This is a genomic window from Streptomyces changchenzhani (assembly GCF_039766235.1).
Taxonomy (GTDB): Bacteria; Actinomycetota; Actinomycetes; order Streptomycetales; family Streptomycetaceae; genus Streptomyces.
Genome location: NZ_JBDHNH010000006.1, coordinates 316,596 through 339,458, shown reverse-complemented (window position 1 = coordinate 339,458; position 22,863 = coordinate 316,596). Strand labels below are relative to the sequence as shown.

At 71.0% G+C, this 22,863-nt stretch carries 22 protein-coding genes, 1 tRNA gene and 2 pseudogenes; 13 read left to right on the top strand and 12 right to left on the bottom strand.

Annotated features, from left to right (window positions below; all coding sequences use genetic code 11):
- Positions 1-120: 120 nt before the first annotated feature.
- Both ABCR94_RS21130 and ABCR94_RS21125 read right to left on the bottom strand, forming a co-directional pair.
- Positions 121-1,389 carry an MFS transporter gene (locus tag ABCR94_RS21130; RefSeq protein WP_347121167.1) on the bottom strand — a complete coding sequence of 423 codons (1,269 nt, stop codon included), beginning with the start codon at positions 1,387-1,389 and terminating at the stop codon, positions 121-123.
- The gene (locus tag ABCR94_RS21125; protein ID WP_347121166.1) at positions 1,386-2,750 is read right to left on the bottom strand and encodes an MBL fold metallo-hydrolase; all 1,365 of its coding nucleotides are present in this window, start codon (positions 2,748-2,750) and stop codon (positions 1,386-1,388) included. Before ABCR94_RS21125 ends, ABCR94_RS21130 begins: the two co-directional genes overlap by 4 nt.
- An 86-nt stretch (positions 2,751-2,836) precedes the next feature.
- Between ABCR94_RS21125 and ABCR94_RS21120 the strand changes: the two genes are divergently transcribed.
- The 3 genes and pseudogenes from ABCR94_RS21120 (at position 2,837) to ABCR94_RS21110 (ending at position 4,482) form a co-directional block, all read left to right on the top strand.
- Complete coding sequence (locus ABCR94_RS21120; protein WP_347121164.1) at positions 2,837-3,502, top strand: ArsR/SmtB family transcription factor; 666 nt, start codon at positions 2,837-2,839, stop codon at positions 3,500-3,502.
- A gap of 192 nt (positions 3,503-3,694) precedes the next feature.
- Positions 3,695-4,066, top strand: a pseudogene (locus tag ABCR94_RS21115) (NUDIX hydrolase); the annotation flags it as partial.
- Positions 4,067-4,068: 2 nt separating this feature from the next.
- Positions 4,069-4,482 carry an NUDIX hydrolase gene (locus ABCR94_RS21110; RefSeq protein WP_347121163.1) on the top strand — a complete coding sequence of 138 codons (414 nt, stop codon included), beginning with the start codon at positions 4,069-4,071 and terminating at the stop codon, positions 4,480-4,482.
- 395 nt (positions 4,483-4,877) lie between these two features.
- Here ABCR94_RS21110 and ABCR94_RS21105 read toward each other — a convergent pair whose 3' ends face one another.
- Positions 4,878-6,059: a mobilization protein gene (locus ABCR94_RS21105; protein ID WP_347121162.1), complete on the bottom strand. Its 1,182-nt coding sequence runs from the start codon at positions 6,057-6,059 to the stop codon at positions 4,878-4,880.
- 287 nt (positions 6,060-6,346) lie between these two features.
- On the opposite strand from ABCR94_RS21105, the gene ABCR94_RS21100 reads away from it, so the two are divergent.
- On the top strand, positions 6,347-6,724 hold the full coding sequence (locus ABCR94_RS21100; RefSeq protein WP_347121161.1) for a site-specific integrase: 378 nt from the start codon (positions 6,347-6,349) through the stop codon (positions 6,722-6,724).
- A gap of 456 nt (positions 6,725-7,180) precedes the next feature.
- Here ABCR94_RS21100 and ABCR94_RS21095 read toward each other — a convergent pair whose 3' ends face one another.
- Both ABCR94_RS21095 and ABCR94_RS21090 read right to left on the bottom strand, forming a co-directional pair.
- The gene (locus ABCR94_RS21095) at positions 7,181-7,492 is read right to left on the bottom strand and encodes a hypothetical protein (RefSeq protein ID WP_347121160.1); all 312 of its coding nucleotides are present in this window, start codon (positions 7,490-7,492) and stop codon (positions 7,181-7,183) included.
- Between the two features lie 27 nt (positions 7,493-7,519).
- Complete coding sequence (locus tag ABCR94_RS21090; RefSeq protein WP_347121159.1) at positions 7,520-7,960, bottom strand: SEC-C metal-binding domain-containing protein; 441 nt, start codon at positions 7,958-7,960, stop codon at positions 7,520-7,522.
- Positions 7,961-8,073: 113 nt separating this feature from the next.
- Here ABCR94_RS21090 and ABCR94_RS21085 point away from each other — a divergent pair, with 113 nt between their 5' ends.
- On the top strand, positions 8,074-8,535 hold the full coding sequence (locus ABCR94_RS21085; RefSeq protein WP_347121158.1) for a hypothetical protein: 462 nt from the start codon (positions 8,074-8,076) through the stop codon (positions 8,533-8,535).
- Between the two features lie 450 nt (positions 8,536-8,985).
- The gene (locus tag ABCR94_RS21080; RefSeq protein WP_347121156.1) at positions 8,986-9,864 is read left to right on the top strand and encodes a hypothetical protein; all 879 of its coding nucleotides are present in this window, start codon (positions 8,986-8,988) and stop codon (positions 9,862-9,864) included.
- A gap of 154 nt (positions 9,865-10,018) precedes the next feature.
- On the opposite strand, the gene ABCR94_RS21075 is transcribed toward ABCR94_RS21080, so the two are convergent.
- From ABCR94_RS21075 to ABCR94_RS21065, 3 genes are all read right to left on the bottom strand, one after another.
- Positions 10,019-11,191, bottom strand: coding sequence for a hypothetical protein (locus ABCR94_RS21075; protein ID WP_347121154.1), 1,173 nt, complete (start codon positions 11,189-11,191; stop codon positions 10,019-10,021).
- An 80-nt stretch (positions 11,192-11,271) separates the two neighbouring features.
- Positions 11,272-11,658: a PIN-like domain-containing protein gene (locus ABCR94_RS21070; protein ID WP_347121153.1), complete on the bottom strand. Its 387-nt coding sequence runs from the start codon at positions 11,656-11,658 to the stop codon at positions 11,272-11,274.
- On the bottom strand, positions 11,648-12,304 hold the full coding sequence (locus tag ABCR94_RS21065) for a DUF433 domain-containing protein (RefSeq protein WP_347121151.1): 657 nt from the start codon (positions 12,302-12,304) through the stop codon (positions 11,648-11,650). The genes ABCR94_RS21070 and ABCR94_RS21065 overlap by 11 nt, the downstream gene beginning before the upstream one ends.
- A 188-nt stretch (positions 12,305-12,492) precedes the next feature.
- Between ABCR94_RS21065 and ABCR94_RS21060 the strand changes: the two are divergent.
- Positions 12,493-13,542, top strand: a pseudogene (locus tag ABCR94_RS21060) (recombinase family protein); the annotation flags it as partial.
- A 318-nt stretch (positions 13,543-13,860) separates the two neighbouring features.
- Positions 13,861-14,019 (top strand): hypothetical protein, encoded by a 159-nt coding sequence (locus ABCR94_RS21055; RefSeq protein ID WP_347121149.1) that lies wholly within the window; start codon positions 13,861-13,863, stop codon positions 14,017-14,019.
- A 120-nt stretch (positions 14,020-14,139) separates the two neighbouring features.
- Here ABCR94_RS21055 and ABCR94_RS21050 read toward each other — a convergent pair.
- Positions 14,140-14,224, bottom strand: a tRNA-Leu gene (locus ABCR94_RS21050).
- Between the two features lie 178 nt (positions 14,225-14,402).
- Here ABCR94_RS21050 and ABCR94_RS21045 point away from each other — a divergent pair.
- From ABCR94_RS21045 to ABCR94_RS21035, 3 genes are all read left to right on the top strand, one after another.
- Positions 14,403-15,728 (top strand): M20/M25/M40 family metallo-hydrolase, encoded by a 1,326-nt coding sequence (locus tag ABCR94_RS21045; RefSeq protein ID WP_347121147.1) that lies wholly within the window; start codon positions 14,403-14,405, stop codon positions 15,726-15,728.
- A gap of 185 nt (positions 15,729-15,913) precedes the next feature.
- On the top strand, positions 15,914-16,147 hold the full coding sequence (gene chpH / locus ABCR94_RS21040) for a chaplin ChpH (protein WP_347121145.1): 234 nt from the start codon (positions 15,914-15,916) through the stop codon (positions 16,145-16,147).
- Between the two features lie 143 nt (positions 16,148-16,290).
- Positions 16,291-17,145 carry a chaplin gene (locus tag ABCR94_RS21035; RefSeq protein WP_347121143.1) on the top strand — a complete coding sequence of 285 codons (855 nt, stop codon included), beginning with the start codon at positions 16,291-16,293 and terminating at the stop codon, positions 17,143-17,145.
- 80 nt (positions 17,146-17,225) lie between these two features.
- Here the strand turns inward: ABCR94_RS21035 and ABCR94_RS21030 are convergent, their stop codons facing one another.
- On the bottom strand, positions 17,226-17,414 hold the full coding sequence (locus ABCR94_RS21030; RefSeq protein WP_347121142.1) for a DUF5703 family protein: 189 nt from the start codon (positions 17,412-17,414) through the stop codon (positions 17,226-17,228).
- A gap of 47 nt (positions 17,415-17,461) precedes the next feature.
- Between ABCR94_RS21030 and ABCR94_RS21025 the strand changes: the two genes are divergently transcribed.
- Positions 17,462-18,112, top strand: coding sequence for a hypothetical protein (locus tag ABCR94_RS21025; RefSeq protein ID WP_347121141.1), 651 nt, complete (start codon positions 17,462-17,464; stop codon positions 18,110-18,112).
- A 64-nt stretch (positions 18,113-18,176) separates the two neighbouring features.
- Here the strand turns inward: ABCR94_RS21025 and ABCR94_RS21020 are convergent, their stop codons facing one another.
- Together ABCR94_RS21020 and ABCR94_RS21015 are read right to left on the bottom strand one after the other, a co-directional pair.
- Positions 18,177-20,696, bottom strand: a complete 2,520-nt coding sequence (locus ABCR94_RS21020; protein WP_347121140.1) for a helix-hairpin-helix domain-containing protein — start codon at positions 20,694-20,696, stop codon at positions 18,177-18,179.
- Positions 20,693-21,676 carry an aldo/keto reductase gene (locus ABCR94_RS21015; RefSeq protein ID WP_347121138.1) on the bottom strand — a complete coding sequence of 328 codons (984 nt, stop codon included), beginning with the start codon at positions 21,674-21,676 and terminating at the stop codon, positions 20,693-20,695. The genes ABCR94_RS21020 and ABCR94_RS21015 overlap by 4 nt, the downstream gene beginning before the upstream one ends.
- A 129-nt stretch (positions 21,677-21,805) precedes the next feature.
- Here ABCR94_RS21015 and ABCR94_RS21010 point away from each other — a divergent pair, with 129 nt between their 5' ends.
- A complete protein-coding gene (locus ABCR94_RS21010; protein WP_347121137.1) occupies positions 21,806-22,855 on the top strand; it encodes an LLM class F420-dependent oxidoreductase in 1,050 nt (349 codons plus the stop codon).
- Positions 22,856-22,863 lie beyond the last annotated feature (8 nt).

Genomic DNA, 22,863 nt, shown 5'->3' with positions numbered 1-22,863 from the left:
CAGGGTATGCCGCTACCTCCACAGCACGCGCCCCGGCGTAGCGCGTCACCGGGAGGCTCCGTCGACGCCGACAGGTGCCCCGGCGCCTCGCGTGACTGGGGAACCTCGACGGTGTGGCCGTCAGGTGCGGGGGTGTGTTTCGTACATGCGTACCGCGACGAGGAGGCCGGAGGCGGCGGTGAGGGCGGCGACGGCGTAGATGGCGGTGGTGAGGCCGTAGGCGTCGGCGAGGACGCCGGCGAGGAGGGCGCCGACGGCGAAGCCGCCGTCTCGCCAGAGGCGGTAGACGCCGACGGCGCGGGCGCGCCAGGCGGGGTGGGCGACGTCGCCGATGACGGCGAGCAGGGTGGGGTAGACCAGGGCGGTGCCGATGCCGAGCAGGATCTGGGCGGTGGCCCAGACGCCGAAGGTGGTGCCGGCGGCGACGAGGGCGATGGCGGCGGCCTGGAGGAGCATGCCTGCGGTGATGAGGTGTTTGCGGCCGGTGTGGTCGGACCACCAGCCCGTCAGCATCTGGCCGGCGCCCCAGACGGCGGGGTAGAGGGCGGCGAGGATGCCGATCTGGGCGATGGACAGGCCGTGGGCGGCGAAGAGCAGGGGGAAGATGCCCCAGGCGAGGGCGTCGTTGAGGTTGTTGACGAGGCCGGCCTGGCTTGCGGCCGAGAGGGCCTTGTCGCGGAGGCTGGTCAGGCGGGCGATCTGGCCGGTGGTCAGTTCCGCGTCGTGCCCGTTGCCTGTGGGGTTGGTGTGGCGGGCGGCTTCGAAGCGGGCGTGGTCGCGGGTCTCGCGTACGGCGAAGGTGGACAGGCCCAGGGCCAGGACGGCGTAGGCGGCTCCGAGCAGGAACGGGGCGGGGCGCAGTCCTGCGTGTTCGGCGATGGCGCCGGTGGCCATGGCGGTGGCGGCGACGGCGCCGTATCCGGCGGCTTCGTTGAAGCCCATGGCCAGTCCACGGCGTTCGGGGCCGGCCAGGTCGATCTTCATGATGACGGTGGTGGACCAGGTCAGGCCCTGGTTGATCCCGAGCAAGATGTTCGCGGCGATGATCCAGCCCCAGGACGGGCCCCAGGCGAGCATCGCCGGGACGGGCAGGGCGATCAGCCATCCGGCGATGAGGACCGGCTTGCGGCCGTAGCGGTCCGACCAGGTCCCGGCGAAGAAGTTGGTGACGGCCTTCGTCGCGCCGAACGCCACGATGTAGGTGAGGACGGCGGTGTAGGCGGACAGGTGGAAGACGTCGTCGGCGAGCAGCGGCAGGACGGTGCGTTCCTGGCCGAGCATCCCGCCGACGAGCGCGTTGACCGCGACGAGCAAGGCGAACTGGGGGAGGTTGGCCCGCAGTCCGAGCCGTATGCCGGTACCGGTATCGCCGCCTGCGTGGATGCTCACGCCCCCTCCTGCAGGGGGCGGCCGGTGGCCTCGGCCCAGTCGCCCGGGCCGCCGTCGAGGACGGCGAGATCCCGCTGCCCGGCGCGCTGCAGGAGGCTGGCGGCCGTCATGGCGCGCTCACCGTGCCCGCAGGCCACGACGGCGCCGGCCGGAGCCTCGGCGGAGCGGGCTGCGAGATCGCCGAGTTCGATGTGGACCGCGTCGGCGATGTGCCCCGCGGTGTGTTCCGCCCGCTGACGGATGTCCAGGACGGGCCGGCCCCCGATGCGGTCGGCGGTAAGCAGTTCGATGCTCTGGCGCTGTCCCCCGCCGGTGGTCCAGGCGTCCATGCCGCCGTCGAGGTGCCCGGCCAGCCGCTCGTATCCGATCTTCAGGGCCTGCCAGGTGATCTCCGCGAGGTCCTGGCCGGGGGAGGTGACGAACACGAGGGGGCTGTCGTCGGGCAGCAGCCAGCCGAGCCAGGTGGCGAACTGCCCGCGCAGCGGGTTGGAGATCGCGCCGGGTATGTGGCCTGCGGCGAAATCGGCGACGGAGCGGACGTCGACGAGCTGAGCACCCTGGCCGAGGAGGCCGCGGACCTCGGCCACCGTGAGCGGGGCGAGCGTGGGTGCGGAGCCGAGGACCGAGGGCCCGCGCCGGTTCACCTCACCGAGCCGGTCGAAGTAGGCCGGGTAGGAGCCGAGCCTCCCCAGCAGCTGCCGCACGAAGGTGTCCTCGCTCGGTGCGGCGAGCAGCAGGTTGGCCCGGCGCTGCTCCCCGATGGTAGTGGTCCGCTCGGCGCCGGGAGGGGCGGAGCAGAACGAGCCCGCGCCGTGGGTGGGCCAGACCGCCGTGCTGTCCGGCAGCTCGGCCAGGCGCCCCAGCGAGTGGTACTGGGCGCGGGCCAGCTCCTCGGCACGGTCGGCGCCGAGGAGGTCGGTGCGCGCGGCCGAGCCGACGATCAGCGAACCACCGGTGAAGACGCCCAGGTCGCGCGCGCCGTCCAGCAAGAGGAAGGAGAGGTGCTCGTCGGTGTGGCCCGGGGTGGCCAGCGCCCGCAGGGTCAGCCCGCCGAGGTCGGTCTCGTCGCCGTCGGCCAGGGCCGTGTGCGGGAAAGCGCGGTGGCCGGCGGCCGAGGCCAGCACCGTCGCGTCATCGTCGTGCGCGAGCTGCACGGCACCGGAGAGGAAATCGGCGTGCAGGTGGGTGTCGGCCGCGTACGCCACCCGCAGCCGCCGCCGTCCGGCAGCGGCCCGCAGCGCGCGCAGGTCCCGGCTCGCGTCCACCGCGAGGGCGCGTCCGTCGCCGAGGTCGACGAGGTAGGCGCTGTTGCCCAGCCCCTCGTCCACCAGCGGTATCAAGTGATCGTCGGCGAAGCCCATCAGGTCCTCCAGATGTCACGGTAGGGGCTCGGTGGTCCCAGCGCCCACCCGCAGATACAATATTCCATGGATCTATGGAGGATGCCATGGGAGACGCCGCGCGCAAGTCGGCCCTGTACGACGCTTTCGCCCGCACGGGCAAGGCACTGAGCAGCGGAAAACGCCTGGAACTGCTCGACCTGCTGGCCCAGGGCGAACGCACGGTCGACGCGCTCGCCAAGGCGGCCGGACTGAACCTGACCACCGCCTCGGCGCACCTGCAGACCCTCAAGCAGGCCGGACTCGTCGCCACCCGCCGCGAGGGCGTACGGATCCACTACCGCCTCGCCGGCGACGACGTCGCCGCCCTCTACGCCCTGCTGCGGCAGGTCGCCCAGACCCACCAGGCCGCCGTCGAACCGGCGCGCACCGCATACCTCGGCACGGACGCGGCGGAAGAGGTCGACCGAGAGGAACTGCTGGCCCGTGCCCGAGCGGGCGAAGTCGTCGTCCTCGACGTCCGCCCGGCCGAGGAATACGCCGCAGGCCACATCCCCGGCGCGATCTCCATCCCGGTCGAGGACCTCGCCGAACGCATCGCCGAACTACCGGACGACGTCGAGGTCGTCGCGTACTGCCGCGGCGCCTACTGCGTCCTCGCCCACGACGCGGTACGCCTGCTCCACCAGCATGGCCGCAAGGCCCTGCGACTCACCGACGGCATGCTGGAATGGCGCCTGGCCGACCTGCCCATTGAGGCGGACGCCGCCTGAACCCGTGCCTGAACGGCGCGGGCTGGTTGGTCATCGCGGCTCCGTGGGTGTGCTGACGATCGCGGGCCGGGAGGTCGCCTCGTGGATGCGCTCCCGAAGAAGGCCCTGCTAGAGCTCCCGAAGCGCGGTCAGAACCTGCCCCAGTAAGAGTGGGGTCGTATCGCGTCGGCCACCAGACGGTTCGCTGAGGGCGCCATCGCTGTGGTCACCCGTGACGATCAGGTCCTGCTGGTGTGCCGACGGCACGACGACGCGTCTGGCATCACCTGGCAGTTCCCCGCCGGCGTGATCAAACCCGGAGGCAAGGCCGAGACCACCACGGTGCGGGAAACCCTGGACGAGACAGGAGTCCATTGCGCCGTACGCAAGCACCTGGGCAGCCGCCTCCACCCGGTGACCGGAGTGCTCTGCGACTACTTCCTATGCGAGTACCTGGCGGGAGAGGCCGCCAACGCCGACGCCGAGGAGAACGCGGACGTCATGTGGGTTCCGAAAAACTCCCTCACCCGGTTCATCCCCGTCGATACGATCTTCCCACCCATCCTGGCAGTCCTGGAGGAGTAGACGTGACGCAGCAGAACGCTGAGGAGCGCCCGGGCATCGCCGCGGCCATTGTGGTGCACGAGGGTCGCGTGCCCATGGTGCGGCGCCGGGTCAGCGAGGGCCAGCTCTCCTGGCAGTTCCCGGCCGGCGAGGTCGAGCCCGGCGAATCCCGCGAGGACGCCGCCGTACGCGAAACCCAGGAGGAGACGGGACTGACCGTGAAGGCGGTCAAGCTCCTCGGCGAACGGGTCCACCCGGCCACCGGCCGACTGATGTCCTACACCGCTTGTGAGGTGATTGGCGGTCACGCGCACGTCGCGGACACCGAAGAACTGGCGGAGCTTGAGTGGGTTACCCACGCAGAGATCCCGCAGTACGTCCCCTACGGCCTGTTCGGGCCTGTACAAGAGCACCTCGATGCGGTCCTGACCCGCTGACGAAGGCCGTCGAGGCGTGCGGCGTCGCCCCTTGCATTGAACGGAACGTCTAGCCCTTCGGCGAGCGGACAGCCCTACCCGGCCCCGACGCTACGTGCGCTTACCCGGCCCGGGCGCTGCGAGGCCCTTGGGCGCATCCCCCGTGTTCACGGAGTGAGCATGGCGGCCGTTCGCCGAGTGAACGGCGGGTTGTTCACTGAGTGAACGGGTTCTCGGACGCCCCGTTCAGCCACTGAACCGAGCAGCAGTTCAGTGGCTGAACACAACCGGCGTTCAGCCACTGAACGGGATGCGCCCTGTTCCTTCAGGGAACGATTCGGGCGTTCCTTCAGGGAACATCTACCGTGTTCCCTGAAGGAACATGGCGGCCGCCAGTGACCGTGGCGGACTTCGGGCTACCGGCTGCTTCGGCGGGGTGGTTGCTGTCGTGAGGGACCGAGGACGGCTGCGCTCGAACCCAGGCGGGTGGTGCTCGCGGAGTCGGGGTGAGCGGGCCTTTCACCTGCCACGCCGACGAGGCGGTGCAGCCGCCAGGTCAGAACGTCGCTGATGGAGGTGGCGCTGCCGAGTTCCCGTCGGCGGGTGGCTTCAGCGAGCAGGACGGCCGGGTCGTGGCCGGCCTTCTGGGCGTCGGTGAGGGTGGCGGCCAGGGCTGGCCAGCCGGGCTCGGTGAGGATCTGCTCGGCCAGGTCCGGTAGTGCTTGGCGGACGAGGGCGGCTTGCCGTTGCTGCACCGTGACGGTCAGGTGGAGGCCGCGCTGGTGGATCACGGTCAGGGGCTGGAGGGCGGCGGCCTGGTAGGCGGCGTGCAGGTGTTCGGCTGCCTGGCGGGCGGCTTCGGCTTGCTGGTCGTGGTGGCGGGTGTGGTGCCAGCGCTGGGCCGCGACGACGGCAAACAGGAGGGCGTCGAGGAGGATCGCGAGGAGGGCTCCGTCCTTGGGCGCGGGTTCACGCACGATCGCCTTGATCGCGCGTCGTGTGGCCTGGGCCTGTTGGTGGCGGGCGCGGATGCGGGAGCGGCTGGCCCGCTCGAATGCCGCGGCTGCCTGGGCCAGCTGGGGCCTGTAGCTGGCGGGGGCGATGAGGGGGAGGGCGTCGAGAGTTTCGGCGAGCACGGTGATGTGCGCCTGGCCTACGGCGTCGTCGGCCTGGTCGAGAACGTCAGGGATCCGGTCGGCGGCGTCGGTGACCTGCTGCCAGGCCGTACGCCGACGGCCGGAGTGCCGGCCCCCGGGGGCGGCTTCGGTGGGCGCGAGACGTTCGCTGATCTTGGGGTAGGACAGGTCGGGGCCGAGGGTGGAGCCTGAGAACCACACCGGCTCGCCCTTGGCGTTCGTGTCGCCGGGTAGGGCGACTTTGTAGCCGCGGATGTCTCCGGAGGGGAAGCGCTGGATGTCCACCAGCACGCCCGCGCTGCGGAGGATGGCGAAGAACTCCTCGGTGCCCGTGGCAGCCGCCACCGTCGTGCGGACGGTGGCGCGCAGCCTCTCCCGGGGCGTGGCGGTGTGCCCGGCGCGCAGGGCCTTCTCCTGCTCGGCGCGGGTGGGGCGTTTGGCGGCGGTGCGGTCGCCGCGCACGCTGGCGCAGGCGCAGGCGCAGGCGCAGGGGCAGGAACGGGATCGGGAACGGGCGACCGCTTCGCCGGGGCGGGGGCGTTGTTCGACTCCGGTCGGTAAGCATCCACCTGGACGACCTTGGCCCCGTTGTTTTCCATATGTCCGCTCCGCCGGCTGGGGCTCCACGGTCGGCGCTGCGTGACGGGAATCGTCATCGCGGACAGTGAACACGGTGGCCGGGCGGCCGGTCTTCCCCGACCGTTCGACGGTCACGACGATTTCGGAAAGTGCCTTGACCTCACTCGCGCTTGCTCCCACGTACGGACGCCGAGCGTAAGCAGCTCGGCCTCGCATGGGTCGATCACGACCTGGTGTTCGCTCGTGACGGCTTCAAGCTCTACCGGGGCGAGGCGGGCGGCCCGCAGGACCCCGAGAAGGTCTCGGCACGGTGGCGCACGATGCGCACCCGGCTGCACCTGCCGGAGGACTTCCGTATTCACGACTGGAGGCACAGCAAGGTCACAAATGATCTGGAGGCCGGGGAGAACCCGGTGGAGGTCTCAGCCAACGTCCGGCACCACTCGCCGGGCTGCACGATGGCCCGATACGGCCACTCACGTAAGGACGGAGCGCGGAAGCTCGCCGCCTCCGGTGCGGGCCGACTCGGCCCGTCATCCCTGGTCTGACCAGGGGATTCGCTGGGTGGTTGGTCACGTGGTTGGTCACGCCACAGCCTGGAAACGCAAAAGCCCCTGATGAACAGGGGCCTTAGCTGGTGTCCGAGGACCGACACGCACCATACGCACATGCCGGTGGTGCGGGGCGAATTCCGGCTTCCCTGATCGCCACCAGAAGTCGCGCGGGCCCGTACGGCCGCACGGCGCGCAGAACCTTCTCACCGAAGATCGGCGCTAACGGCGCCCGTCGCTGCTGTTCACCACGGTCCACCCGAAGTGCGAGCAACCGGCATTGCGACGCCGTTCCTGGGCCGGGTCCGCTGGGCGGGGACATCGGCGAGGCCGAGTCGGCTGTCCGTACTTCCCGGCCCGGTCCGGGAAGCGCTTCCCGGACCGGATGTCACGAGGCGCCCACCGACTCCGTGTCGACCACGGATTCCTCGGAGGTCGCCGGGTCGGACAGGGTCAATGCGCCCAGCGGCGGAAGGCCTCGATCCATTCCCATCCCTGGGGCGGGGCCGACGGCACCGGGAGGTCCAGCAGCGGGAGCGCCTGCCGGTGCACGCCCCGACGGCACAGGGCCACAACTCCGCCGCCGGGACGCAGGTCCAGATCCTCCACCACGACGTCAACGCCGAGAACCTGAGTGGTGAAGGGCAGGGACACCCGGTCGGCCAGAACGGCGTGGAAGCCAACCAGTTCCTCTTCCTCGCCGTACGCATCCACACAGGCGGCCTCGATCATCGCGTCGAGATCCCGGCCGGACGGCTCAGCCATCAGACCTCCCCTCCTCACACACGGTGTTCAGTTCCTCGCTGGAGTGCCGCAGCACTTCTTGTACTTGCGGCCCGAGTCGCACCAGCAGGGACCGTTACGCGCAGGCGGCCACAGCAACGCCCCCGCAGGATCGCTTCCCGTCCGCCAAGTGCCGAACTCCTGACGGGTCCTGGGCTCCGCCGGGTCCGCACCGGCGGCGTCCGCGTACGCCTTGTAGTCGGCAAGCCGCCCGGTAACCAGCCACGCATGGGCGGCACCGCACTCGCTGTAGCTACGGGCGGTGTACTGGATCCGGGTGGCGTACGTGGCGTAGTCCGGGCCGTAGTCGAGGGTCGTCTTCGGCCAGCGGGACCGCACCGCGTCGAAGTCCTCCCGTGACCAGCGCAGCACCACCGAGTCGAATGCTTCGTCGTCCTCCGGGAGGTCCAGCGCGCCGCGCGGCCCGGCCAGTTCCTCCTGAAGGTCCACGAGGAACCCAGTTCCTCCAACGAGGAATTGGCCTGTGCCTCCGCGGCCAGGTCCTGTGCATCCGGGGCGATACCGAGCTCCGCGCGCAGGAAGCTGCGGCTGACCGCCAGCCCGTGCAGGTCCCCAGCAGCAGCCTCCTCCTCGCCCTCCCCCGCGGCAGGAGCGCGCCCCAGTCCGGCCTCGCACCACTGAAGTGCCGACTCGATCCGCACGCGATCCGCCAGGACTTCCGTCATTTCGTGGTAGACCCAGAGTTCGGCCGGGGAAAGCGCATCGAGTTCGCCCCGCAGCGCCTGCTGCGCGGACTCGGCCTCCTCCTCGCGTCCCAGCGCGTAGAGCTGATCGACGAACGCGACCCGCGCATGCCACCCCAGGGAACCGCCGGTCCCAGCGACCTCACGGAACAGGCCGAGCGCACGCTCGTGCTCACCCTCCCGGGACAGACGCCACCCGGCGTGGACGAGTGCGCGCGGAACCTGCGGGTCACCGGGATACTTCCGGGCCCACTGCTCCGCCTCACCAGCTGTGGGATCCCGGCAAGCCCGCCGAAAGAGGCTTCGCGGAAAGGAAGTTGAGAATCTCGCTCCGGAACAGCGGTCATGCCTCCACCCTACGAACTCGGCGCTCCTGGCAGTCCGATTGCACCCGATCGAGTGACGCCCGAATCCACGGCCATTGTCAGTGGGCGTCGGTAGCGTGTATGAACGGCAACAGTGGCACGCCCCAACTTCCGCCCGCTGAGGGAGAGTCGGGTACCCGCTCCACGCCCCGCTGGGGCCGGGAGAAGGTCCGGGCGGCGCTCGGGCTCGCGGTGTGGGAGACCAACCTCGCGGTCGATTCAGGCCTACTGATACGGGGAGAGGACCGCAGCTTTGACCCGGTAGAGGTCCAGAAGGCCGTCGATAACATCGAAGGGTTCAGGGCCCGGCTGCGGGGCCGAGCACCGGCTCAACACCACCGAGGCCGCAGCCCTCCTGGGCGTCTCCGCCCAACGGTTCGCCCGCGTCGTCGAGCAGGCCACACTCGTGCCCGTCGCCTACGAGCAGTTCCGCAAGTACGGCCGCTTCCTGACGGTGCGCTACTACCGTGCGGCAGACGTCGACGCACTGGCCCCGTACGCGAACGCCGACCGCGTCCTGCCCGAGGCCGTCACCTCGGTGGGCCGCAGCGCCGCCGCACAGAAAGCGGCCCGCACCCGCGCCCGGAACAAGGCCCGCGCCACCGAGGCCCGCTCAGAACTCGACGCCCTGCACGAGACCGCAAAGGCAACCCCCGTATCAGCCTTCCGCTACGCCACAGCGCTGGCACACGGCCTACCGGACGCCCCACCCTTCCTCCTCCAGTACCAGGACGACGATCTCGTGCGCACACTCATCGGCATGATCGACGACAGTCGGCTGACCGTGGCGGAGCGCAGCACCAAGCTCTCGGACGTACGGGATCTGGCCCACGAGGCGCACAGCACCATGGTCGGCCCCGGCGAAGTCCGCCATCAGCTCGGTGCGGACATCACCGCGTTGGCAGGACAGGTCGAGACGATCGGCCGCTTCATGCCCCGCCAGGAACTGTCCCGCCTGGCAACCACCACACCCCCGTGGCTGCTGGCCCTACGAGCGGCAGAGGCCGCAGCCGACGCCGAGGCGGCAGCGCTGCACGCCAAACGGTCCGCGGAACGCAAGGTCCTCGACTCCGCCGAACGCGCCCTACGCCTCACCAATGACACAGCCGCCGAACTCTTCGGCCTGCCCCTCGACGTCGTCACATCACTGCGCCCGAAGAAGCACTCGGGCCACTGGCACCCACAGCATGTCGCCCAGCTCCTGGCACACCCCCCTGCCTGGCTGCATGACGAGGCAGCAGCACGACGGGAGGTGGCCAGAAGGCAGTCACACAGAGCGAAGTGAGGTCCCCCTGCCCGTTCCCCACGGTGCCGGCGCCCAGGCTGTCCACCGTGTCGCAGGCTGCGGTCGGCCAACGCTTCCGCGACAGTCCGTCGCCAAGCGCGGCGAACACGATGCGGGCGGAGGACCGAGTGACGGGTACGGCCGCCCACGCGGCTCAGCGGCTCGGGAGCCCAGCGCCGTCGAAGCGGTCCATGAGGGAGGGTTTTTGGCGGTGAGCCTCGCGCAGCGCGCCGACGCGTCGGTCGAATTCAGCTCGGGATCCGGCGCGGGAGTGGATCTCGCGGAGGTCCTTGAGCAGGGTGACCGCGAGATCGTACGGGGCGGGTTTCTTCTGCCCGATCAGTTCCTCGACGTCCCGCCACACCTGCTCGGTGTCCTGGGCGAGCCGCTCCAGATGCGCGTCCCGAGCCTGGCTGATCCCCAGGGCGCGGACCCGCTCGGCCTCGGTACGGGCCTGCGCCTCCCGCCGTACCCGCTCGGTGCGGTGCAGGTATGCGGCGTCCAGGAGTTGAGCGGCGGTGCGCGGCTCTGTGGCCTCGCGGGTGCCGGGCAGGCGGGCCGCCCGGCAGCGGGCGAGGAGCTGTGGGCCAAGCTGAGGTGCGGTACCCAGCACCGCCTTCATCAGCAAGTCGTGCTTCTCCGCCGCCGGCAGAGCGGTGACAAACGCGGCCAGGGCCTTCTCGTCCACGGCGGTCGCGGTGGCGGGCGCGCCGGCCCGGGCCGCGGCGGCCAGCAGATCCTGGTCCACGCGCAGGAAGTCGGCCAGCGCGCGCTGCGGGCCGGTCAGCACGGCCAGCCCGGCGGGTACAGGAGGCTCGACCACGAGGGTGTATTCCTCCTCGTCGTCGTCCATCAGCTCCCACCGGCCCAGGCCGGAGAGCCAGGCGAGGTACAGGGCCCGCAGATCACCCGCGGCAAGCTCGGCCCGCAGCCCTACGAAGGAGGCGAGCTGGTAGGAGCTCTCGAAGTCCCACTCGCCACCGTCTTCGCACGACAGGGAGAAGTCCAGCAGAGTATGCCCCGCACGGGTCCAGCTCTCCAGCGACTCCTCCATTCGGTACGCGACGGTGCGCCGGACAGACAGCACGTCGGACGGCAGCCGGAGCACAAGGCGGCGGCTGCCCCAGTTCGCGTAGTACAGGTGGGCGTCGTAGAGCTGCTCGACCAGCTTGGTGGTATCTCCGCGGAAGTCTCCGAAGTGATACTCGTTGACGAAGCCAGTCGGGGTGATGGACGCCCTGCTGGACAACTCCCGCACCCGGCCGAGCTCCTCGGTGCTCAGCGGCCGGTCCATCGCCAGGAACTCGTAGTACTGATACTCACTCACGGCCCCGCAGCCTACCGGCGGTCCCCAAGCCGGATTTCACGGCCTCGTTTGACGAATCGTGGGATGCCGCTGATTCCGGTCTACGGCCAGGTGTGCTCGATGCGGTCCGTGCGGACGGCATACGCGGCCGGGCCGCCCTTGGCCACGGCATCGTGGATGGCGCCACGGCAGCGGTGCAGGCGCTCGACCATCTCCGTGCTCCGCAGTTGCTGGTTGTCGAGGTAGAACAGGACCGCCTCCCGTAACCGGACCGGTTCGATCTCCTGGTCGCGGGTCTTGATCCGGCCGTCCTTGGACAGCGGCACCCAGCCCTGGTCAAGCCCGTACGAGATCCACTCCTCGTCAGGGATGTCCTGCGCGTCGGCCGGGAACACCTCACCGATCCGGTGGACGGTCCAGCCGAGTTCCCGGAGGTCCTCGGCGACCCGGCGACCGAGGTTCCGGTCGAGGAAGAACTCAGGCGGCAAGGCGCACCACGGCCCCGCAGAGCGCGTCCACCTCGGCCGGGCTCATGTCGTACTCGTAGGCGATGTCCTCGATGCTCTCGCCGGCCTCCCACAGGTCGGATACGGCCTTGACCGGGACCCGGTTGGCGGCGACGACCGGCAGTCCGTGCCCGAAGCGGGGGTCGATGACCACGGGGACGCTCTCGGGGTACTGGCGCAGGCGGAGACTGGAGGGGAACTCGTCGCCGGTGTTCCAGTTCAGGTAGCGCAGGTAGTCGGCGACGACCTCGTGGATCGGGGCCTGCCCGTCGCGCGCCCGGCGCAGATCGCCGAGCCCGTGGTCGATGAAGATGTCAACGCCGTCGGTCGCGATGCGCTGGGAGACCAGGCCGTACGGCGTGTCGAAGGCACGGCGTACGGCGGCGGCGGCCTCACGGATCTCACTCATCCGCAGCCCGAGGTCGCGCAGGGAGCGCAGCACGTACGCCTCCGCGACCGCGACGAAGGGCACCGTCGGCTGCCCGGTCCGCTCCGCCGGCACCCGGTGGACCAAAGGAGCGCCTGCAGCCTGGCTGTCGAGCCAGCTGCGCAGCGTGGACTGCGGGATCTGGAGGTACTCCGATGTCTCGGTGGGGGTCAGCAGACCCGTGTGGAAGGTGTCCACCATGAAAAACCGCCTCCTCTCGCCCTGTGCATGTCGTCGCATCGTGACACATTCAGCATCCCACCGGGCCACCACGGCCCGCACTCGCCCCATCGGGGAACGGTCCGGGGGTTCAGGACTGCGTACTCACCGAAACAGCGCTCCCGTAGCACCGGCCCCGCCCGTCCACCACCGCGAGGCCCTGCACCCGGATGCTCTGCGCCCCTGCTTCCTTCACGCCCGGTTCACGCCTGTCCAGCCTTCCGCCGCACCCGGGACGATGGCACCTCGGAGCACCAGACCGACTTCGCCAAGGGCGTGATCAAGATGCCGACCACCGCTCTCCTGCCCTTGGAGCCCACCGGCCCGCTCGCCGCCTGGGCCCAGCACCAGACCCCGGCCCGCCAAGGCCACGGCACGACACGTCCGGACGGCCTGTGCTTCGCGTTCTACGGCCGCGTCTCCACCGAGGACTACCAGGACCCGGCCACCTCTGGCAGCTCCAGCAGGCCACCGCCCTCACCACCGGGCACGGGCGCATCACCGCCGCCTACTTCGACATCGGGCACAGCCGCAGCCTGCCCTGGGCCCGCCGCCCCGAAGCCGCTGCCCTCCTCGCCGACCTGGCCGATCCCGATCGCCCCTTCGACGCGATCGTCATCGGCTCCAGCGAACGCGCCTTCACCGGTAACCAGTATTCCGTCATGGCCCCGCTCTTCACCCACTACGACATAGCCCTCTGGATCCCCGAGCTCGGCGGCCCGGCCGACCCCGGGATCCTCCAGCACGAAGAGCTCATGGCCTGGTTCGGCATCCTCGGCAAACGCGAAGTGGTCCGTGCCCGCATGCGCACCCATACCTCCATGACCGCCCAGGCCCGCGAACAGGGCCGCTACCTCGGCGGCCGGCCCCCGTACGGCTACCGGCTCGTCGACGCCGGCCCGCACCCCAACCGCGCCTGGGCCCGCCGCGGCGCACGCGCCCAACGCCTGGACACCGACCCGGACACCGCACCCATCGTGAAGTGGATCTTCGCCCAGCGCCTCGCCCGGCACAGCGTCGCCCGCATCGCCCGCGCCCTCAACGACATGGCCATCCCCTGCCCCTCGGCCGCCGACCCCGGCCGCAACCCGCACCGCCCCGGCACTCACTGGACCCCCACCACCGTCCGCGCTCTCCTCACCAACCCCCGCTACACCGGCCACCAGGTCTGGAACCGCCAGCGCACCGACCACGACCTCCTCGACCCCGCCGACACCACCCTCGGCGAACGCGATACCCGCCGCCGCAACACCCCCGACCAGTGGGCCATCTCCCGAAAACCCGCCCAGCCGGGGCAGGATGCGGTCTTCGCACAGGTAGGAGTTGTGTGGGCCGGTGGTGTCGCGGCGGGTGGCGGTGGTGTGGCCGTGGCGGCAGCGGTAGGCGGGGTGGTCGTGGGACCAGCACGATTCCATCCGGCGGTCGCAGTGCCCGCAGCGCAGGAGTCCGGCCAGTAGATAGGTGCGTCCCGGTGTGGGCGCGCGGGTGGCTCGGATGTTCTGGACAGCGATGAAGAGTGTCTCGCTGACGAGGGCGGGGTGCCCGCCCTCGGTATCCGTCTCGGCCTGCCCCCGCACCTCACCCCGCCCGAGATCGCCACCTGGCTCCGGACCGACCAGATCCCCCTCATCTACGACCACCCGGCCCGCACCTTGACCGCCAACACCCCACACACCGAAAGGATCTTCATCGGCTGACCCCGGACCCGAGCCCCAGGAACGAAGGAGGCGGCAACAAAAAACGCCCGCCCCGGGCCGAAGCCAGGAACGGGCGCTGATGCCGCCTGCGCAGAAACCGCGCAGCGTGTACAAACCATGTGTCCGAGGGGGGACTTGAACCCCCACGCCCGATAAAGGGCACTAGCACCTCAAGCTAGCGCGTCTGCCATTCCGCCACTCGGACAAGGTGTCTGCCGTGCGGCGTTCAGCCGTTCCGACGTGGAAAACCATAGCAAACATTCGGACCCGCTGATCGCCACCCCCCAGGCCCGTGAACCGCGCGTGACGCGGGGTGCCCGCCCTTGGGGGTGAAGCAGGAGGATGTGAGGGGACCACCAGCAATGCCAGAGGGAGGAAGCAGCGTGAGCGAGTCGAACACGGCCCGGAGGATCACGGGCGAGGACGAGGTCGTCGACCTCTGTCGTGACCTGATCCGGATCGACACCAGCAACTACGGGGACCACTCCGGGCCGGGAGAACGCGCCGCCGCGGAGTACATCGCGGAGCAGCTCGCCGAGGTCGGTCTTGAGCCGCAGATCTTCGAGTCCCACCCGGGCCGTGCCTCGACGGTGGCCAGGATCGCGGGCGAGGACCCGTCCCGGCCGGCGCTGCTCATCCACGGGCACACCGACGTCGTGCCGGCGAACGCCCAGGACTGGACGCACCACCCCTTCGCCGGAGAGATCGCGGACGGCTGTGTGTGGGGCCGGGGCGCGGTCGACATGAAGGACATGGACGCGATGACCCTCGCGGTCGTACGCGACAGGATGCGCAGCGGTCGCAAGCCCCCGCGCGACATCGTGCTGGCCTTCCTCGCCGACGAGGAGGCGGGCGGCACGTACGGCGCACGGCATCTCGTCGACAAGCACCCCGGTCTCTTCGAGGGCGTGAACGAGGCCATCGGCGAGGTGGGCGGCTTCTCCTTCACCGTCAACGAGAACCTGCGGCTGTATCTGGTCGAGACGGCGCAGAAGGGCATGCACTGGATGCGGCTCACCGTGGACGGCACGGCCGGGCACGGCTCGATGACCAACAAGGACAACGCGATCACCGAGCTGTGCGAGGCCGTCGGACGGCTCGGCCGACACAAGTGGCCGGTGCGCGTCACCAAGACCGTACGGTCCTTCCTCGACGAGCTCTCCGACGCGCTCGGCACCCCGCTCGACCCGGAGGACATGGAGGCCACGCTCGCCAAGCTCGGCGGCATCGCGAAGATGGTGGGCGCCACCCTGCAGAACTCGGCGGCGCCCACGATGCTCGGCGCCGGTTACAAGGTGAACGTGATCCCCGGGCAGGCCACCGCGCATGTCGACGGGCGCTTCCTGCCGGGGTACGAGGACGAGTTCCTGGCCGACCTCGACCGGATCCTCGGCCCGCGCGTCAAGCGCGAGGACGTACACGGCGACAAGGCCCTGGAGACGAGCTTCGACGGTGACCTCGTCGACGCGATGCAGGTGGCGCTCAAGGCCGAGGACCCCATCGCGCGCGCCGTCCCGTACATGCTCTCCGGCGGCACCGACGCCAAGTCCTTCGACGACCTGGGCATCCGCTGCTTCGGCTTCGCACCGCTGAAGCTGCCGCCGGAGCTGGACTTCGCGGGGATGTTCCACGGCGTCGACGAGCGGGTTCCCGTGGACGGGCTGAAGTTCGGTGTACGCGTTCTGGACCGCCTCCTGGACGGGTGCTGAGCGGACGCCGCCGGCCGGACATCGCCGGCCGGTCGCAGAAACGGAACATCAAATAATCGGGTGAGCGTGCTATTTGACTGAATGGAGTGAATGGGACCACCAGGTCGTAGCCCCATGACTTTCTCCTCGTTACAGGGGGTGCGGTCCGCGGCTGGGATCGCATTTGCCAACAAGGAGGAAAAGTAATGATCAAGAAGATCGTCGCTGCTGCGGTTGCCACTGGTGGTCTCGTGCTCGCTGGTGCGGGTATGGCCGTCGCGGATGCCGGCGCGCAGGGTGCCGCTGTGGGCTCGCCCGGCGTCCTTTCGGGGAACGTCATCCAGGCGCCCATCCACGTTCCGGTGAATGTGTGCGGAAACACGGTCTCCGTGATCGGGCTGCTGAACCCCGCCTTCGGCAACACCTGCATCAACAAGTGACGTTGTGTCTCAACCCGTGAGGGTCTGAGTCCCGGGTGGCCCCGGAGTGCGTGCCATGCACTCCGGGGCCGCTGGGCATTCTGCCCGCGGGCAGCCACGTCCGTGGGTATTCCGGCAGGTATGAAGGCGGAGGAACAGAACCAATGCGCCAGGTCACCAGAAAAGGCCTGATCACCATCGCGGCCGTCGGCGGCGTACTCGCCCTGACCGGCGGGAACGCACACGCTGACGCGGGGGCCGACGGGGTCGCCTCGGACTCGCCGGGCGTGCTGTCCGGGAACTCCGTACAGGCCCCGGTGCACGTCCCGGTCAACGCGTGCGGCAACACTGTCAACGTCGTCGGGCTGCTCAACCCCGCCGTCGGCAATCGCTGCGCCAATGTGTCGGACGGCTCCGGTCACGGCAAGCCGCGCGGCAAGCACCGCGGCGCTGCGGCGGCCGAGGGGCACGCGAGCAACTCGCCGGGCGTCGGCTCGGGCAACCACGTTCAGGTGCCCATCGATGTTCCCGTGAACGCCTGCGGCAACAGCGTCACCATCGGCGGCCTCGGCAACGCCGTGACGGGCAACGGCTGCGCCAATGGCAGCGGCACCCCGGGCAAGCCGGGCCCCGGCAAGCCGGGGCAGCCGGGCAACCCCGGTAACCCGGGTACCCCTGGCAACCCGGGCACTCCCGGTAACCCGGGCACTCCCGGCACCCCGGGCAACCCCGGCACCCCCGGTAGTCCGGGCACCCCCGGCACCCCCGGTAACCCGGGAGAGCCCGGCAACCCGGGGCAGCCCGGGGAGCCCGGTGACCCGGCCGGGCCCGGCAAGCCGGTGGGCCATGACCGGTCCGACGAGCCGAACACCCCGGGCGCCCAGAGCGCCTCCCAGCCCAAGGGCACCGAGCTGCTCGCGCAGACCGGCGCCGGTCCGCTCGGGCTAGTGATCCCGGTAGGTGCGGGACTGCTGCTCGGCGGTGCGGTGCTGTACCGCCGGGCGCGCTCGGCGGCGTAGGACAGTGAGGCAGTGACAGCGCCGGCGTAACCGGCGCGAGAGACGGTGCGGACCCTGTGACTTCGGGGCCCGCACCGTCTTCACCAGGTCGCGTGCTGCTGGCGGATGATCCGCCTGCGCAGCCGCACTTTGCGGCTGCCGTCCCGGCGCAGGCTCAGTCGGTCCAACTCCCAGTGTCCGTACTCGGCATGGTCGGTCAGCAGGCGCGTCGTGTCCGTGCGGGAGACCCCGCGTGGCACGTACACGTCGACAAATTCGTATTCCGGCATCGCATCTATTGTGCGGGCAGAGCCCCAGTACGGATAGCGTCTGCACTATGTCTGATGCTGCGCAGCCCACCGCTGCCGAGGTACGCGCCGCCGCCGAGGCGGTCAAGGCCGCGCTGGACCGTCACCTGGAGGCGGTCGAGCACCGTACCGGGGACGACGACCCGGCCGTCTACGACGCGTTCAACGAGCTCGCCGCAGCCGCCGAGGCATACGACGAGCAGCTCTACGACCGCTACGACGAAGTCACCCCATTCGAGATTCCCGCGTCCGACGACTCCCTGCCGCCGTACACGGGCCCCGAGGAGCCGAACGCCGTGAGCGTCCTGATCCGGCGCGACTACGCGGTGGCCCAGACACCGCGGCTGCTCGCACAGGCACGGCGCATCGCGGGCCTGGACCCGGACACCGACGAGCGGAGCGCGACGGCAGGGGGTGTCGGCGGCAGCGTCCACGCCGCCATCGGCGTGCTCTTCGGCGAGTACGAGCCGGACGAAATCGCCTCCCGGCACAAGGAGTTCGGCCTGGAGGAGGGCGACTCCACGCTGTGGGTGACTGCGGTGGAGGAGCTGCCCGAAGCGGGGGAGTGGCTGACCGCTCCCTTCGACCAGGCCGATCCGCAGCGGGTCGTGTGCCGCTTCGACGTCAGCTCCGTCTTCGACGACGAAATCCACGAGCTCGGCGGCGTCGAAGAGGCCTGAGCGCCCGAGACACGGCCTGTGGCCCCGCGACCCACTTTCGGGCCGCGGGGCCCTTTCGCGCGCTCTACGCGGTGGGCTCGGCGGCGGGCTGGAGCAGAGCGCGCAGCCGCGTGGTGCGGGGCCGGTCCGGGACCTCCGTCACCGCGTGCGGCAGCGCCTGGTCCACGCCGTGGACCACGGACAGGTGCCGCTCGCCGCGGCTGAACGCGGTGTAGATCCAGGGCCGGCTCAGCCCCGCCGCGGCGTCCCCGGGCAGCACCACGACGACCGCGGGCCACCGCATCCCGGTCGCCTGGTGCGCGGTGAGCGCCCAGCCGTGCCGCACCGTGGTCTCCACCCGGTCCTGCGGTACGACGACGGGCGTGCCCCCGCAGTCGAGATGCAGGCCGTCGTCGTCGGCCGATACCACCGTGCCGGGCAGCGTCCTGCCTGGCACCGGCACATGGGCGATACGGTCTCCCGGATCGAAGCCGCCGAACCGGCCGGGGCCCGGGTTCAGCCGCTGCTTGAGGGCTGCGTTGAGTGCGCGGGTACCCGCGGACCCGCCGTGCCCGGGAGTGATCACCTGTGTCTGCTCGACACTCACCCCGAAGGCGCGCGGCACCGAATCGGCGACCAGCTGCACTGTGCGGTGCACCGCCTCGCCCGCGTCGCGGACCGGGACGATCACCACTTCCTTGCCCGGCGCCTCGACCTGGTTGAGCTCGCCGATCCCGATCCCGGACACCAGCTCGCCGATCGGCCCGGGGTCGGGTGTGCGCGAGGCGATCTGCGGGCAGGCATGGGCGGCCAGCAGATCCGCGAACACCCTGCCCGCACCGGCCGACGGCAGGACGCCGGGGTCGCCGCTGAGGACCAGCCTGGTGGCGTCGGGCAGTGACTCCACGAGGATCGCGGCGGTCTCCACATCCAGCTGCGGGGCGTCCAGCACGACCAACAGGTCGAGTGCGAGCAGCCCCTCGTCGTCCCGGCCGGGCCCCTCGGTCCCGGAGAGCAGGCCGTAGAGCGTGACCGAGGCCGCGGGGTCGTCGACCGCCGGGGCGAGGCGCCGCGCGCCGTCCGCGCTGTGCGACGCCGCGAAGGCGCGAAGGCCGAGCCCCCGCGCCATGGTGACCAGCTCGGCCGGTTCGGCGCGGGCGGCCTCGCCGCCGGTGTGGGCGACCAGGCCGTGCCCCGCGACGGCGCCGATCAGCCCGGCGGCAGAGCGCGAAGCTGCGGCCGTGTCCCAGGCCGCGGCTTCGGTGAAGGTGCTGACCAGCCGGGCGAGGCCCTCGGCGAGGCTCTCCTCGGCGAGGGCGTAGCGCTCAAGACCCAGCAGGACCTGGACCGGCTCGGCCGGCTCCTGAGCGTTCGCGGATGCCGCCGGGTCCTCGCCCTCGTCCGCGTCCTCGTCGGTCCCGGTCGTGTCGTCCGCGCCGTCCTGGAAGCCCAGCACGACGCCTTCGGCGATCGCGTGCTGGAGGGCCTCGTCGGGGTCGGGCACCCCGTGCCCGGTCAGCGCCTTGGCCACCACGGTCGCATCGAGGACGGTGTGCCCCTGGAGGGCCGCCCGCTCCAGCAGCCAGCCGACGAGCGCGGCCGTCCGGCGCTCATCGCCAGGACCGCACTGGGCGCCGAGCAGCGCCCGCGCGAATCCGTCGGCCTGCTCGGGCTGCACCCCCGGCACGGACAGCAGCTGCCAGGGGTCGTCGCGCAGCACCTGCCCGGCCTGCTCACCCAGCGTGGCCGCGACCGGCTCGGCCAGCGCCGCGGGAGCACCACCCTCAGCGAGCACTTCCTGTACGGACGCGACGGCCTCCGGCGCGGGGGGCGCGACTCCCTGGACGGGCTCGGGGGCCTCCGGCCGCGCGGATGCGGCAGGAGCGGCTGCGGCGGGGCGCGGCGCGGGCGGCGGGGTCGCGAAGAACGCCTCGCCGGACTTCGCGCCGCTTTCCACGGCCCGTACTGCCGCGAGCAGATCGGCGGCCTGCCCGCTCAGCTTGGCGCCCGCCTCGACGGGGGCCTCCTTGGCGGCTTTGCGCTGCGCGATGCGCTCCCGCAGCACCCGCTGGGCAGCCAACTCGGCCTTGGCCTCGGAGAGTTGAGGAACGGTGGGCTCGGCAGGAACGACCACTGCGTCGGACGCGTTGTCAGCCACCGCGTCGGTCCCCTCGGCGACGGGCGCGACCTCGGCGGCTTCCGTGCGGCCGGATTCCCCGGTCTCCCCGGGCGCCTCGGCCCCGTCGGACTCGACCGACGGGGTGTCGTCCTCGGCGGCGGTCGGCGCCGGCACCGTGGCACGGTCGGGCGCCGTTGCGGCGGCCTTGTCGGGCTCCGACCCGGGCTCCGACCCGGGCTCCGACCCGGGCTCCGACCCGGAGTTGGGCCCGGGGTTGGACTCCGGCTCGGCCTGAGCCGCCTCCGCGTCCGCCTCCGCGCCCAACTCTGATTCCACGTCAGCGCCCGGCGACGGCGAAGGTGACGGCGCGGTCGACACCTCGGCGTCGGCCTCGCCCGGAGCTCCGGCCTCGGCGGTGTCCGGCTCCGGCGACGGTGCCGTGTCGATGGCCTCGCCCGCGGCAGCGGTGTCGCGGTCCGTACTCACAGCGTGCTCCAGTCCTGGTCGGGATAGCGGTGCACGGGCGCCGACACATCGTCGAGCGCCTGGCAGATCTCCTCTGGAAGACTAAGCGCCTCCACTGACAATGCGGCCCTGAGCTGCTGCGCGTTGCGCGCGCCGACAATCGGGGCCACCACACCGGGCCGGTCGCGGACCCAGGCCAGCGCCACCTGGAGCGTGGTCGTGGCCAGCCCGTCCGCGGCCGTCGCGACCGCGTCCACGATGCGGCTCGCCGCGTCGTCCAGGTAGGGCTCGACGAAACCGGCCAACTGCTCGGACGCGCCCCGGGAGTCCGGCGGGGTCGACGTGCGGTACTTGCCGGTGAGGACACCCCGGCCCAGCGGCGAGGACGGCAACAGCCCCACTCCCAGGTCGATCGCGGCCGGCAGCACCTCGCGCTCCACGCCCCGCTGGAGGAGCGAGTACTCCATCTGCGTGCTGGCCAGCCGGGTCCGCAGTCCCGGAGCGGCGAGCTGCCAGGTGGCGGCCTTCGCCAGCTGCCAGCCGCAGAAGTTGGACACCCCCGCGTACCGCGCCCGGCCACTGCTGACGGCTATGTCGAGCGCCTGGAGCGTCTCGTCGAGCGGTGTCCCGGGGTCGAAGGCATGGACCTGCCACAGATCGACGTAGTCGGTGCCGAGCCGCTCCAGCGAGGCGTCGAGCGCGGCCAGCAGATGACCGCGTGAGCCGTTGAACCGCCGGTCGGGCTCGGGCACGCTGCCCGCCTTGGTCGCGATGACCAGGTCCCGCCGCGGCACGAGCCGCTCGACGAGCTGTCCGAGCAGATACTCGGCGTCCCCTCCGCCGTACACGTCCGCCGTGTCGACGAGGGTCCCGCCCGCGTCCCAGAAGACCTTCAACTGGTCGGCGGCGTCGTGCTCGCCGGTGTCCCGGCCCCAGGTGAGGGTGCCGAGCCCGATCCGGGATACGCGCAGGCCCGTGCGGCCGAGATGCCTCTGCTCCATGGGCGCTGAGATTACTGGCCAGGAGTGCGCGGCAAGCAGACCTGTGGACAACCCGGTCCTGACGGATCGCGCTCCCGCGCGTTAGAGTCCCCGGCACAAGGACGTTACTCACGAGTAAGAGGAGCGGTTATGCGGCTCGGTATCAACCTCGGCTACTGGGGCGCGGGGATGGACGGCGACAATCTGGCCGTCGCACAGGAGGCGGACCGCCTCGGTTACGACGTCTGCTGGGCCGCCGAGGCCTACGGATCGGACGCCGCGACCGTGCTCACCTGGGTGGCCGCCCAGACCGAGCGTATCGACGTGGGCTCCGCGATCTTCCAGATCCCGGCCCGTGCACCCGCGATGACCGCGATGACGGCGGCCACCCTCGACTCCCTCTCGGGCGGGCGCTTCCGGCTGGGCCTGGGCGTCTCGGGTCCGCAGGTCTCCGAGGGCTGGTACGGCGTGAAGTTCGACAAGCCGCTGGCCCGCACCCGCGAGTACGTGGAGATCGTCCGCAAGGCCATGACCCGCGAGCGCCTGTCGTACGAGGGTCAGCACTGGACGCTGCCGCTGCCCGAAGGCCCCGGCAAGCCGCTCAAGCTCACGGTCCACCCGGAGCGCGAGCACATCCCGCTCTACATCGCCGCGATCGGCCCCAAGAACCTGGAGCAGACCGGTGAGATCGCCGACGGCGCGCTGCTGATCTTCCCCTCCGCCGACCACCTCGAAGACACCGCGATCAGGCACCTGCGCGCGGGCCGCGAGAAGGCCGGCAAGACCATGGACGGTTTCGACGTCTGCCCGACGCTGCCGCTCGCCATCGGCGACGACGTCAACGCGCTGGCCGACACGTTCCGCCCGTACACCGCGCTGTACGTCGGTGGCATGGGCAGCCGCAAGCAGAACTTCTACAACCAGCTCGCGCAGCGCATGGGCTACGAGAAGGAAGCCGCCGAGATTCAGGACAAGTACTTGTCCGGCGACAAGAAGGGCGCGGCCGCCGCGATCCCGCACCGGCTGATCGACCAGACCACCCTGCTGGGCCCCGTGGAGCGGATCGCCGAGCGGATGCAGGCCTACGCCGCGGCCGGAGTGACGACGCTGACGCTGGCTCCTGCGGGCTTCACGCTCGACGAGCGGCTCACCGCCCTGCGCGCGGGCACCGATGCCCTGGAGCGCGCCGGTCTGGCGTAACGCAGCGG